The organism is Mycoavidus sp. HKI, assembly GCF_020023735.2.
In the GTDB taxonomy this organism is placed as follows: Bacteria; Pseudomonadota; Gammaproteobacteria; order Burkholderiales; family Burkholderiaceae; genus Mycoavidus.
Window position 1 is genome coordinate 920486 of the sequence record NZ_CP076444.2, and the last position, 13586, is coordinate 934071.

The following is a 13586-nucleotide window of genomic DNA, read 5'->3' on the forward strand; positions in this document are numbered from 1 at the left end:
CCAGTCTTCGACCCTACTAACAGTAACGTCAGCTCGGGTTAAGCCAGCGCATTCTGGCAAGACTGCAAAGGGAGCTTAGGCTTGTTGGGCATAAGGCAATAAGCGATGATTCCGCTGAGTAGATTAACAGCAAAGTTAATAGGAGAGCGATGGCGAGTATGCTCGACCTGGCATAGGTTTTTCAATTCATCGAAGACGGTTTCGACAAGCGATCGTAGGCGCAATAAAGCCTGATCAAAAGGGGTGTGAACAATAGGCTTCATATTACGTCGGACCTTGGTAACAAGCTCAACGCCAAGATCCTTCAAGGATTGGGCCAGTTTCCTTGAGATATAGCCTTTGTCGGCATAAAGCTTGCCAAACAACGAGTGCACGAGATCAGGCACGGGCTTACGGTCATCGATATTACCCGGCGTGAACCTCAGCCCAAGCAGTTCACCTTGGTGATTAATCACTGCATGCAGCTTGAAGCCAAAGAACCACCCTGTGGAACTTTTACCTCGAGCGGCTAAGCCATCAAATACACGGTGACGGCTAATACGTAGATTGTCACAGACTGCAATAAGGTGTGGAATCCACAATAGAGATCCCTGTGCATTGGCCTTTGAGGGTTTCAAACAGAGCAGCTAGTGCAAGATTGCAGCGCGGTAATAGTTCAATGCAACGATTGTACGAGGGTAACCTCGGGAACTCTGAGCGCAGATGCTGGCATACATGATTCAAATAAAATGACTTGAATTGCCGATAGCGAATCTGATGAAAAAGCACGACTAGTGTCATCAATTCTGCTAAGGATAGGCTTGTAGCACGCAAGCGTTTGCGTTTTCCGCTAGATAACAACTTTTTGTTGAGTTCTGGCTCAAATTCTTTGCAAAAATCGTCCATCAGACAATAAAGTTCGGTAATATGATCCATGGGTGCTTTGGCCTTTCTTAGAGGGTTCGGTTTGCAAGACTTATATTCTCTTCGAAATACTTAGCGCCCGCCTCATTTTCCCTCATATCTTTTGCTCTTATCTCTGCACTTCCTTATCCCGAACTCAGGTTAACAGTAATCAACTCCGCTATCAGCCAAAGTAATACAAGAAGACAAAGAAAAATCGCAGGGGAAGAAGGTTGAGGCAAGAGCAGGAAAAGTAAGCCCGCGCTGGACTGACACACATATAGAATGTGTTCAACGCGGGCAGATGTCGATGAGGAGTTATATCAAGATAACTTAGGTTTTACACGCATTGGCAATCTGATTTTTAGCGTCTCGCCTGTTGAGGCAAGACCTTACTGTCTGATCAAGTCGGAACTCATGATCATACTCCTAACCATGGCAAACCTTGCCAACGCCAACCATTGATGGTGTTACGGTGTCCGCCGCGGTCTTTATCCCCTTCAAAACCTTCAAGAACATCAAATGCACGCGTAAACCCGGCCCGAGCAGCAGCCGCTGCCGCAAGTTTTGAACGACCCGCACTACGGCAGAGCAACAGGAGTGGCGTTTCCAGCGTCACCATTTCTCGTAATTGATTGATAAACGCCAGATTGGGTGCACCGCTTGGATAGCTCATCCATTCAAGATGAAGATATTGGCTAGAGTTGATGGCTGGCCGGCCCACCCAGTCAAGCTCCGCGCGTGTGCGTACATCAACAAGACGAGCGGAACGATCGCTTTGCAGCACCTCAAATGCCTCGTTAGGTGTGAGTGCGCCGGCGTAAGGCAATTCGCGATCTAGGCAGCGCTGTTGGGCCATTGTGTAAAGCTGTTCAAGACTACTCATTTAAATTTAGTAAGCAAAGATTAAATCACTATTCTAAGGCAAATCTCAAAGAAGGCGGTATTTCCCGAATCGGATATTATTGCTTTTTCTACACCACAGTTTATAATCATACTCTTCATCGATTTCAAGCATATTTGGGTCTAAATGGAGTCCTCTTGGATCAAGGCTCATTCAAATTTCGGCGTTAGCTTAACGCGAAATAGCGGGCATCTTATCGCGGCACTCTATAACATAGGGCGAATCTGTCCATCCTGCATTCATAGAGCCAAAAGAAAATTTCAGCGCCAAGGCGAGCTTGCTGGCGTTGGATATGGCTACAGGATTTTATTAGCAACAAAACTTCTTTGAAGTGAGTTAGGCCACACTGGTTTGGCTGGTTGTAGGGGTTTCCGGACTCTCTTACGTTAAATAACAGTATGTGTAGCGTAAGGGGGCGGAAGATATCAATTCTAAATTTGGGCCATTTAGCAGGAGTAATGTATGAGTAAAACCGTAGCCGATGTGATGCAACTTGTCAGCGAAGAAAACGTTAAGTTTATCGATTTTCGTTTTACCGATACGCGTGGCAAGGAACAGCATCTATCAGTACCGACATCGGCGTTTGAGGCGGATAGATTTGAAAGTGGTCAAGCGTTTGACGGCTCTTCAATTGCTGGTTGGAAGGGTATCGAAGCATCTGATATGTTGTTGATGCCAGATCCAAACACTGCCTATATTGATCCTTTTTATGAAGAGCCCACTTTAGTGTTGGTTTGCGATGTGGTTGAGCCTTCTGACGGTAAAGGCTATGAGCGTGACCCACGCTCGCTAGCCAAACGTGCGCAGGCCTATCTTAAGAGTACCGGCTTAGGCGACACGGCGTATTTTGGACCAGAACCCGAGTTCTTTATTTTTGATTCGGTGCAATGGGGCGTTGATATGTCGGGCTCCTTTGTTAAAGTCAATTCGGAAGAAGCGCCGTGGTCTTCAGGTAAGGAATATGAGCATGGCAACACTGGCCACCGCCCAAATGTGAAAGGCGGATATTTTCCAGTGGCGCCGGTCGATACGTTTCAAGATATGCGTTCTGAAATGTGTCTATTACTTGAACAGCTTGGGGTGCCAGTTGAAGTGCATCACCACGAAGTAGCGGGTGAAGGCCAGAATGAAATCGGCACCAAGTTTTCTACTTTGGTGCAACGGGCGGATTGGACTCAGATCCTAAAATATGTGGTGCACAACGTTGCCCATACGTATGGCAAAACGGCCACCTTTATGCCTAAACCGATTGTCGGCGATAATGGTTCAGGCATGCATGTTCACCAATCGATCTGGAAAGACGGCCAAAACCTCTTTGCCGGCCATGGTTATGCCGGGCTATCAGAGTTTGCGCTGTATTACATTGGCGGGATTATCAAACATGCGCGTGCGTTGAATGCGATTACCAATCCTACAACCAACTCGTACAAGCGTTTAGTCCCTGGTTTTGAGGCGCCGGTAAAATTGGCGTACTCCGCACGTAACCGGTCTGCTTCGATTCGTATTCCGCATGTTTCAAGTCCGAAGGGCCGTCGTATTGAGACGCGCTTCCCAGATCCAATGGCAAATCCGTATTTGGCTTTCTCGGCGCTGCTAATGGCAGGTTTGGACGGCGTGCAAAACAAGCTTCATCCAGGTGAAGCCGCAGACAAAAATCTCTATGATTTGCCGCCTGAAGAAGACAAAAAAATCCCAACCGTTTGTGCAAGTTTGGATGAAGCGCTGTATCACCTTGATCAAGATCGTGAGTTCTTAACTCGCGGCGGCGTCTTTACCGATAGCATGCTGGATGCCTATATCGAATTAAAAATGGCGGAGCTGACTCGTTTCAGAATGACTACGCATCCGATTGAGTTCGATATGTATTACTCACTCTAGACTAGTCTAAGAAAGCGAGTAAGCATTGAGTCGTAAAGTGTCTCAATAGCGTATAGCTGTGCTTGGCACAGCTATACGCTAGTTATATCTAATAGTCTTTTCTGGATCATTTTAAGAGAAGTTGCGCTGACGCCAGCTTCTTTTGCATATTCTTTCCACTTTGCAACAGCGGCTTTCACTTGATCAATTATTTGTAAAGCATTTGCTTTTTTGATGCCGCTCATTTCTGCAAGTCTTAACAGATGGGGCAGGGTTGGCTTTTTGCCTTCCCCCATGATCATTGTGCAATGTTCTCCAGCGGGGCCGGACGAAAAAGTCAGGTCATAAGCAGGTGACACAGACCACACCCCATTTTTATCCATTAAAAAAGAAAAATTCTTCGCATGATCATCGCGGTTGCAAGCGAATACATTAAAGACAGCCGCTCGAAACTGTTTTTCGCATTCATGTATTTTTTTAGTTAACCAAAGCGTGGCTTGCATAATGTTCTCGTAATCTAGGTTGGGAATACGGTGATCGCTATGAAATAGACCGCTCACGGTGTGCATATGTAGGCGTTGTCCATTGATACAATCAAAGCGCCGTACACCAAAATATCCAGGTCCTTTTCGAGATGCAAAAAGTTTTGCGGGTGGAACGTTCAGACCAGCCTCTTTGGCCATGAGGTGATAAGCATATTCGATGGGTCCAATATCGTTGGAATCAAATAAAGAGCGAAACTTAATGATCCATTCTTCTCCATCTATCTGTGTCAGGATTTTAGGGCGCGCACCCGCAGAAGAACCATTCATTGCAAGCAGCTCCTCGACAAACTGATCGTTATCGTTGACTTGAAATTGACATACTTCGCTCGCAATTTCATCTAAATTTTTTTGATGAGTGAGAGCTGGGTCTTCTATTCCCGGCTGGTAAACCAGAGCGCCCATGCCTGATTTGCCTACATAAGCGAGTCGATCTAAAGGTGAGAGTTGTTCTGGATGGATGCTAAGTTTCATCAGCTTTCGATCAAGCAGCAAGCGCCCCCATCCATCTGGCAAGCTATCATTAAAAATACCAAATAAGCCATCAAAAACCTGATCCCGGCACGCTATCATGCCGGCTTTAAGAGGGAGCTTAAAAGGGGAGAGTTCTAATCCTGTTTTTATAAAATCAGGATGATATTCAAAAAATATGATTCGGTCTTTTAGCGCGAGCTGCCCCATTGCGAGCGTTTCTTTCCCGCGCATAAAAGAAACTTGCACAACAGATTGATTTTTAAAGCTCATTGTCGCCCTCTTTGACGTGTTTTATCTTTCATGAGCGCATCAATCGAGACAAAACTCTCCGGATCTGCTTTTTTAAAGAGCTCTTTGAATTCTTCAAACGCATCCAAAATAACCGCAAGTTTAAGGAGTGATTCAAGGGATATTTTTCCTGTGCGCTCAAATTTTTTCAGCACTCCAAAACTCACGCCGGAACGTTCTGCCAAGCTCTTTTGACTGAAGTTCAACGCTAGCCTTTTAGCCCGCATTTGCTTTGCAATATGCTCTGCCATGCGCTGGGGAGTCATAAAAAATATAGATATCATAGTATCTTTTATATTTAAAAATTCAGTATAGTAGATATTATAATGTACTTTATTGTTTTTATTTATATTGTCTAAAAAACTCGTGCCCTGCCTAAAATACTGCACGTCGATGCCACTGGGCTCTTGGCCTCAAGCAAGGTGTGGTAGCTGTGCAGTCCGGTATTACCCAAGAATCTCTTTCACGTTTTGAACGCGGGCATGTCCCTGAATTTGGCTCGCGTAAGTTGCTGGCTGTACTCGCTGTACTTGGTATGGAGCTTTACTTTATTAAAACGGTGCCTGGGGGCTCTCTTGATGGATTGCGCAGAGAGCGGGGTGGCTTATGACGCTCTCAATTTATGTGTGTGACTCACAGACATTGATATATCCATCTTTACACATGAGGTAAAGATGGATATTTAAATAACGCTAGAAAATTGCGTTAGAGCTTTTGCTAGGGCCGACAAAATAACCGTTTTGCGGAGCACAAGGTTGCGTCGGCCCTTTGCGTTTTTACTCTTCAGTTGCAGCCATACCTGCAGCAACCGCATTAAAGCCACTGTCTACGTGCATGATTTCTGCACTCACGCCAGCTGCTAAATCGGATAATAAAAAGGCGGCGGCATTACCGACTTGTTCAATGCCGACATTGCGGCGTAAAGGCGCATGAGTTTCTACAAAATCTAAAATCTTGCCAAAACCTTTGATGCCGCTGGCGGCCAAGGTCTTAATCGGGCCAGCCGAAATAGCGTTAACCCGAATACCTTTAGGGCCGAGCGAGGAGGCCAAATAACGTACGCTGGCTTCAAGCGAGGCTTTGGCTAGGCCCATGGTGTTATAGTTGGGGACAACTTTTTCAGCGCCAAAATAAGTCAGTGTTAACAACGATGCGTCGGCTGATAAAAGAGGCAGAGCAGCTTTAGCGAGTGCTGGAAAACTATAGGCCGAAATATCGTGTGCGATCTTGAAGTTTTCACGCGTGAGGCCATCCAGAAAATCACCCGCGATGGCTTCGCGCGGTGCAAAGCCGATTGCGTGGACTAATCCATCAAGGTGGTCCCAGTGTGCTTTCAGCGCGGTGAAGGTCTCTTCAATTTGCGTATCGTCAGCCACATCGCAGGGGAAAACTAACTCACTACCAAATTCCTTGGCAAAGCCTGTGACCCGTTCTTTGAACCGTTCACCCACATAAGTGAAGGCGAGTTCAGCCCCTTCACGATGACACGCTTGCGCAATGCCGTAGGCAATCGAGCGGTTTGACAAAAGTCCGGTGAGCAAAATGCGTTTACCAGCGAGAAAGCCCATAAATACTCCGTAATATTAAGAAAGTGTAGCGTTCACTCGTGTGATGCTTGGAACGAACGGGATTTTGGGTACAATTCTCGCACATTGCAACTAAAATTGCCTATTTCATAAAAACCGGACTATGAAAGAGCACTTTTTTGCTGGTGTTAGGACAGCTTATCGTGCCGCTTCGTGTTCTTCCGAAAGCCTCTTTGTGACTTGTCATTTGGGCTATGATTGACTAGCATGGAGTGTAATAGGTTGTTTCCGCTGGTGTTTTTATTTTTCGGTTGAGTTAATAAACATTTATAATGCTAGCCGAACTTCCTTGAAATCGGCATTTTGCTGTGTATTTTTTTATTACCTATGCATCAAAAAATTCTAAATTTATTTCGTGCGCGTACCCTGCTAGGTTTCTTTACAGGCTTGCTCATATTAAATTCAAGCACAGTTTTTGCTGAAAAAAATTCATACCTCAACAACTTCAATTTTGACTCTCATGTCCTGACGGAAGGTAGAGCAGAGAGTCACCCCCGAAAATTATCGGGCGCTCCTATTCAAGAGCCACACACTTTTTTAGCGGACATGGCGACTAAGGCAAGCAACGTCGTTGCCAGCGCTTTGAACATGATTGGCGTACGGTATCGCTGGGGGGGCAACACCCCGGATTCGGGACTGGATTGCAGCGGTTTTGTTCGTTATGTGTATCAAAACACGCTTGGCTTCACGTTGCCGCGCCGCGCGGTGGACATGAGTCGGGTCGGCGAGAAAATTATTAAAGTGACTGACCTAAAGCCCGGCGATCTCGTATTTTTTAATACGATGCGCCGCACTTTCTCGCATGTAGGCATTTATATTGGCGATAACAAATTCGTTCACTCGCCTTCTACCGGCAATAACATTCGGGTTGATGCATTGAATAACCGTTATTGGGAAAAACGTTACACGGGTGCGCGCCGGATTGAAGCACTGTTGGCTGGGTAGTGCGTGTTAGTTTAGTAACTGATGTTACTGAGCAGGCCTATCTTGTGCTTGATGATATTTTAAGAACACTATGCATGGGGTTACTCCTGGGCGCTTATGCGCTGGTTTAATAAAGATTCGCACCTCTATCAAACCGGGTAACCGGACCTCTTGGCAAGGCCTTACTGTACGATTAAGTTGGAACCAATGCAGCTTAAGGCATATCCTTATACACAACTCAAAATATCTGGTTTTGGCGCGCCCAGCGTAGACCCTGAGCAAAGGCAGTAACCTGCTGTAATCCTTGCCAGATGGTTTTTACGCCGGGCTCGCCATCCCCTTTTCGGCCTAAGAATCCACCCAACATCGCAATAAGCCGCACTACTTCATTGAGTCGAGGCGTCTTTTTTGGCACAGGTTTTTTCATGAGAAGATACGCGGCTTGCCATTCCTCTGGCTCAAACAGCAGTTCTGCTTCCAGATCAGGGCAAGTACGGCCTAGTCTCATCAAGCGAGCGATTCGCCAAGCCACCACCATATAGACCGCCAGCGCCCTCTCTAACTTTTCGATAGCCCCTAGTTGCAGCGCCTCGACGCGACAGCCGTTTTTGAGAACGTGGAAGAACATCTCAATCTCCCAGCGAGCCCGATACCAGTCAATCAACTCCACTGCTGCGTCGAAATCAAGTACCACGCGATTAGTGAGCAAGCGCCACTCCACAGGCTTACAGCCAGACGGTACCTCCACTTCTTGGGCTATTACGCAGGTCACTTCTAACGGGGAGCCCTTTCTATCATCAAGGACAACGCGTTTCATTCTGACTTGCTGACGTACCGCTCGAGCCTTTTGGCCATGCCGTGAGGGCATCATAAAATGCAATTCGCCTACCGCTGCCTGCGCACCGACTGCCTCCCACAGGCGAGCACCATCTGGTAGCACCCGGTTGTGACACGAGCGAATTAACCAATCCACCGGATTCCCCAGTTCGGAGGCTTTGCATATCAGTTCTAGCATGTCGGATTCACGGTCTGCCATATACACCAAACGTGTCTCGGGTAACTCGGCTGAGAGTTCTGCCAGTCGGCTATACCCTTCGATCCAGCGTATACTTTCCTTGATCCCAGACCGATTCTCTACGTCTTCTTTGGATGCACGTGCCCACATCCACGCATCTAATACGCCTAACGGTTCACGCTCCAACGATACCGCATACGTCGGGTGCAGGTACATACCTCGTTGCGCTTCGTAACACAGGGGACCCAAGCCTTCTATCGATTGTCCGTTGAAGTTCAGTTCCGTGGTGTCTTGGATGCACAAAACGGTACGCTGCTCTTGTAAGCGCGCACGCGAACAGGACCAGTGCGGCTCTAAAATAGACTCCCAACCTATATCCTCTTGAGATAAAAATCGATACGCCCCCTGGGTTTCCGCCCACCCTTTACATGCCCCAGGCAGACTCGCCGTCGGCTTTTCCCCAAGACGCTCTGCAAGCAACATCAGCCTCTTGTTTAACCGCTTGTCACCTAAATCTACTGTCTTAAATTCTTTCGCTGCCCAGCTCATCTCTGCCTGTCATCTCTTTCTTTTAAAGGTTTATTGTACTTGGCTGTTTATAGTTGTGTGTAAGGACATGAGCTTAAGGCAGTGCCGAAATCACTAGCTGTATGTTGGATCATCATGATTTGATTACGGTGAAAGGCCAGAATTCACGGTTTGTACAAAACTAAGAAAGCGAAAATAGAAAATCCATAAACTACGCTGCTTTACACCCATTCTCTCAATTTTATGCCTGCCTAAATAGGGGGATAACGATCGTTTAATGGGGTATTGTTATACATAATTACCCCATTAGTTGGCACCAGGGACGGCATGACATCAAACCATGGCTTGATTACTTCTGGGGAGCGTTGTTGCGCGCCTATCGAGAGTTCGAAGAACGTGTTGGTACCATCGAGTATGGTCGAGGCAACAAGGGGGATCGGGTACGATCAGAAGTGCTCAAACGCATGTTGCCATTTTCCATATCGGAGGAGATCGAAGAAACCTGTCCAGGTGTGAGCAGAGACATGGTACGACTAGTACTGCGCTCATTAAAAATAAGTGTGTTGCAAAGAAAAATAATTAGACTATATTAAATATAAGCGATCTGTTATGGCAGAGAAGTTTAAATAATTAAAATAATTTGAAGATTTTGGATTCGTGATTTTGAATCGAAGATCTGCTTCTCGATTTCTTTTCTGTTGTGTAAGGAGATAATCATGGGCGCCGTAGAAAGTGTTGCGCGAGGTATTGTGCATGTCGTGGAAGATGTAGGTCGGCCTCTAGAGCATGTTGCGCGTGGCGTAGGCCGAGTGGTTGAAACAACTGGGCACGTTGCATTAGATGGGGCAGAGATCGTATTGGGTAAACCGATGGAGATATTTGTCGGCCTCGGGGAGCAGGTCATTGCAAAGCCGATAGAGCAAACTATAGATCTGATTGGAGATGTGACTGATCGGGTGGTCCAGGTGACCGAACGTGTCACGGGTTTAGTGAAGCACGTTGGAGAAAGTTTAGTTGGCATCAATAAAAAAGGTTCTGTAGAAGAACGCATACAACAGATACAAGAAGCAAAAGAGCAGTTAGTAGAGGCAAAACAAGAAGTCGGGACGATCAGTTCGGTGGTGAGCACTGAATTAAGTCGGTCGTCTGGAGAGGTAACAGAAAACCTGCACCGATTGTCAGATATGCTGGCTAATTTGTCGAATAGCATTGATAAACAAAGTAGTCATCTTGATGAGAACCTTGAGCAACTGCAAAGGGAGAAAAAAATAACTGAAGAAATGGCGCAAACAGAGCAAAAAAGGCTGGAGCTAGAGGCTCAATTAGAGAAGGCTATCACTATAAATTCTCAACAGTCTGTAACCATAGAGGAGCTCACAATCAAACAGATTAAACTGCAGGATGAATTAGATTTGACCAGAGAGAGGTTACATAAAATAGATGAGATTGATTCATTTGAATTAGTGAATCGCAGCGGCCGGGTCTCTCCAGACCAGATTGCCTAATTTTATCTGTATGGTGCGTCATTTCTTATTGAATAATGTGCCGGGTTTTCAACTCGGCCCACTCGAGTTGGTTTATTTCTTGCCGTAATATATCTAGCCTATTTTCTGCATTTTTGTTTATAACCTCAATCTGTTCTTGATATTCTTCGGATAGTTCTTCATATCGATTCTCTAATATATTAAATTCAGCGTCTCGCTGGTTTTTTAATGTATTGAATTTATCTGCATATTTTCTTTCTAGATAATGTTGCCATGCTTCATGTTCAAAAAAGAAAGTGAAGAGCTTTTCTTCTTGCTCAGCTGCTTTTAATTTTTTCTTAACTAAATCGAGTTCTTCATCCGTAAGATTGACCAATGCAGAATAAAGCATGTCTTGCCCTTGGATCAATAGATCCCATTGTTCTCTTAATTTTAGTTGATAGGCAAGATAAACTTCGACTTGAGTATTTGACGAAACGTGCTTTACTTTTTCACATACAATGGGCGCGAGTTCTCTTAAGCGAAATTGTTGTATAACCATTTTCTCTAATATTTCTGGCTCGATCTCTCCAGACTCAGCTTTTGCATTAAGGATAGTGTGCTCAATATTGTTGAGACCGATATCCACTCTATTACCACACGCTCCTAGGGCATCTTTTACGAGATCAAAACAAAAAGGCCGCAAATCCTGACGTTGCTGAAGTTCAAGGAGTACATGCTGCACTCGTTGTTTTAAGCGCTCTAAGCCGATTTGGTTTTGAGCATCTGCTGTTTCCCATAATTTTGAGAGGAAGTATCTGAGGTTCTGAGCGTCGCTTATATTAACGCCGGCTTCCCAGTTATCGAACCGTGTACGGGTTTTATCAGAAGGGGGGAGCCATGGCTGAATCGCAATAGCGAGTAGTATGCGCTCAGAAATCAATTGAAGTATTTCGTGATTATAATCAAAGATGAGTCGCTTTGGCTTATTAAATTGACGCAAGCTATATAAAAAAAGAATTGCTTCCTTGGCTTCCGCGGACAAAGGGTTATTTCGTATATCAACGAAACAATCAGGCAATTGATTGATGGCGTCAGGCAATTCATTGAACTCATTGTTTGACAAAATGATGAGCTTTAGGCTAGATAGTCGGTTAATAAATCCAGGCAAATCATGCAATTTATTGTGCGCCAAATTTAAGATCATGGATTGATTAAATTTCTGAAATAGCCCTAATGAGGGCGGCAGTTCGCGCAAGCCTAGATGACTTAAGTCTAATTTAAAACAGTTGTCGCACTCAATGATGCGCCGGATAGCTTCTGCGCGATTTTCTTCAGGTTGTCCAAGAGACTGCCACTGATATAATTCAGTAGTATCCGAACCCGCCGTATCTAGCGATTTCTCTCCACAGCCTATAATGGAAAATAATACGCCAAAAATGAATAAACGAAAAAAATGCATGGCCCTTATCTAAGTAGCGCCCCTATATTTAATATAGGATATAAGTGTAAAAAGTCTAATTTAGATTTGCGCACGCGGGTATTGTATTAATCCATGCGCCAAGTTCTCGGGTGGTATGAACCTTTGTAGCAATCAGCATAGTGTATCCAATTTTTGGGGGTGCCCGATCACTACTGATATAATTTTCAATATGGACAAAATTAAAAACTCTACGGTGCGCACCCGTTTCGCACCCAGCCCTACTGGCTTTATTCACCTCGGTAATATTCGCTCAGCCCTTTACCCATGGGCGTTCGCTCGTCGAGCGGGCGGTACGTTCATTTTGCGGATTGAAGATACAGACTTAGAGCGCTCAACGCAAGCGGCGGTGGACGTGATCCTTGAGAGCATGGCTTGGCTTGGGCTTACTCTTGATGAGGGGCCTTTTTATCAAATGCAACGCATGGATCGCTACCGCGAGGTGATAGCGCAAATGCTAGCGGCAGGTTTAGCTTATCCTTGTTATATGTCGCCAGAAGAGCTTGATAGGCTGCGTGATGCACAGCGTGAGCGCGGTGAAAAGCCGCGCTATGACGGCCGCTGGCGGCCGGAGGAGGGTAAACAATTACCGCCGCTGCCGGCTGGCGTTAAACCCGTTGTGCGTTTTAAAAACCCAACCACAGGCTCCGTCATTTGGGAGGATGCCGTTAAAGGACGGGTTGAGATTGCCAACCAAGAACTGGATGATCTGATTATTGCGCGGCCAGATGGCACGCCCACGTATAATTTTTGTGTCGTCGTTGATGATATTGATATGCGTATCACGCATGTGATCCGCGGCGATGATCATGTGAATAACACCCCCCGCCAACTTAATATCTTAAGCGCGCTCGGCCAGACCCCGCCTATTTACGCACATTTACCTACCGTGCTAGATGCGAATGGCGAGAAAATGTCAAAGCGTAATGGCGCCATGAGCGTTATCCAATATCGTGACGAGGGCTATTTACCAGAGGCGGTGCTGAATTATCTAGCTCGCTTAGGCTGGTCACATGGCGATGACGAGATTTTTTCATGCGAGCAACTGGTCGCTTGGTTTGACCTTGAGCATCTGGGCAAATCGCCAGCTCAATATGACCCGGATAAATTGAAGTGGCTCAATCAGCATTATATTAAGCATGCTGATGATGCTCGTTTGGCTCAACTCGTGCAGCCGTTTCTTACCACGCTTGAAGTCGATTGGACCCAAGGGCCGGCGTTAACTGAGGTGGTTGCGCTACTGAAAGATCGAGCCGCAACGCTAAGAGAATTGGCAGCTGCCGCAGTGATATTTTATCGAGCGCCAGACACGCCTCTAGATGAACTTGCGCAACATTTAACTGAGCCTGTGCGCCTAGCGCTGGCTGAGCTTGGACAGAATTTAAGCAATATTGAATGGCTGCGCACGACAATTAATGCCGCCCTTAAAACAGTATTAAAGGCACATGGGCTTAAGATGCCGCAGTTGGCGATGCCGTTACGCTTGTTGATAGCAGGGACCACGCATACGCCATCGATCGATGCTGTGCTTGAATTATTTGGCCGCGAAAGAGTGCTGGCAAGGCTTGCTACGGTTACTCGTTAGGTGAGTGAGATTCAATCGAGCCACCCGTTGCATTTGAGTGTCTAGAAGTGGAAATTTG

Annotated in this window: 10 protein-coding genes and 2 pseudogenes; 5 read left to right on the forward strand and 7 right to left on the reverse strand. The window is 46.0% G+C overall.

Translation table 11 applies throughout. The annotated features are described in order from the left end of the window. Positions 1-38 precede the first annotated feature (38 nt). Positions 39-915 (reverse strand): annotated as a pseudogene (locus KMZ15_RS03840) (IS982 family transposase). A gap of 388 nt (positions 916-1303) precedes the next feature. After that, positions 1304-1768 carry a rhodanese-like domain-containing protein gene (locus KMZ15_RS03845; protein WP_223694383.1) on the reverse strand — a complete coding sequence of 155 codons (465 nt, stop codon included), beginning with the start codon at positions 1766-1768 and terminating at the stop codon, positions 1304-1306. 480 nt (positions 1769-2248) lie between these two features. On the opposite strand from KMZ15_RS03845, the gene glnA reads away from it, so the two are divergent. After that, on the forward strand, positions 2249-3664 hold the full coding sequence (gene glnA, locus KMZ15_RS03850; RefSeq protein WP_223694385.1) for a type I glutamate--ammonia ligase: 1416 nt from the start codon (positions 2249-2251) through the stop codon (positions 3662-3664). Positions 3665-3735: 71 nt separating this feature from the next. Here the strand turns inward: glnA and KMZ15_RS03855 are convergent, their stop codons facing one another. The 3 genes from KMZ15_RS03855 to fabI form a co-directional block, all read right to left on the reverse strand. Beyond that, positions 3736-4929 (reverse strand): type II toxin-antitoxin system HipA family toxin, encoded by a 1194-nt coding sequence (locus KMZ15_RS03855; RefSeq protein ID WP_223694388.1) that lies wholly within the window; start codon positions 4927-4929, stop codon positions 3736-3738. Next, complete coding sequence (locus KMZ15_RS03860; RefSeq protein WP_223694390.1) at positions 4926-5336, reverse strand: helix-turn-helix domain-containing protein; 411 nt, start codon at positions 5334-5336, stop codon at positions 4926-4928. Before KMZ15_RS03860 ends, KMZ15_RS03855 begins: the two co-directional genes overlap by 4 nt. Positions 5337-5723: 387 nt before the next feature. Beyond that, on the reverse strand, positions 5724-6515 hold the full coding sequence (gene fabI, locus KMZ15_RS03865; RefSeq protein ID WP_223694393.1) for an enoyl-ACP reductase FabI: 792 nt from the start codon (positions 6513-6515) through the stop codon (positions 5724-5726). 345 nt (positions 6516-6860) lie between these two features. Here fabI and KMZ15_RS03870 point away from each other — a divergent pair, with 345 nt between their 5' ends. After that, positions 6861-7478 (forward strand): C40 family peptidase, encoded by a 618-nt coding sequence (locus KMZ15_RS03870; RefSeq protein WP_223694394.1) that lies wholly within the window; start codon positions 6861-6863, stop codon positions 7476-7478. A gap of 217 nt (positions 7479-7695) precedes the next feature. Here KMZ15_RS03870 and KMZ15_RS03875 read toward each other — a convergent pair whose 3' ends face one another. Next, positions 7696-9021 (reverse strand): IS4 family transposase, encoded by a 1326-nt coding sequence (locus KMZ15_RS03875; RefSeq protein WP_223691058.1) that lies wholly within the window; start codon positions 9019-9021, stop codon positions 7696-7698. Positions 9022-9311: 290 nt separating this feature from the next. Here KMZ15_RS03875 and KMZ15_RS03880 point away from each other — a divergent pair. Next, positions 9312-9593, forward strand: a pseudogene (locus tag KMZ15_RS03880) (cell filamentation protein Fic); the annotation flags it as partial. 123 nt (positions 9594-9716) lie between these two features. Beyond that, a complete protein-coding gene (locus KMZ15_RS03885) occupies positions 9717-10505 on the forward strand; it encodes a hypothetical protein (protein WP_223694396.1) in 789 nt (262 codons plus the stop codon). 25 nt (positions 10506-10530) lie between these two features. Here KMZ15_RS03885 and KMZ15_RS03890 read toward each other — a convergent pair whose 3' ends face one another. Beyond that, the gene (locus tag KMZ15_RS03890) at positions 10531-11925 is read right to left on the reverse strand and encodes an NEL-type E3 ubiquitin ligase domain-containing protein (protein WP_223694398.1); all 1395 of its coding nucleotides are present in this window, start codon (positions 11923-11925) and stop codon (positions 10531-10533) included. 190 nt (positions 11926-12115) lie between these two features. Between KMZ15_RS03890 and gltX the strand changes: the two genes are divergently transcribed. Next, positions 12116-13528, forward strand: coding sequence for a glutamate--tRNA ligase (gene gltX / locus KMZ15_RS03895; protein WP_223694400.1), 1413 nt, complete (start codon positions 12116-12118; stop codon positions 13526-13528). Positions 13529-13586 lie beyond the last annotated feature (58 nt).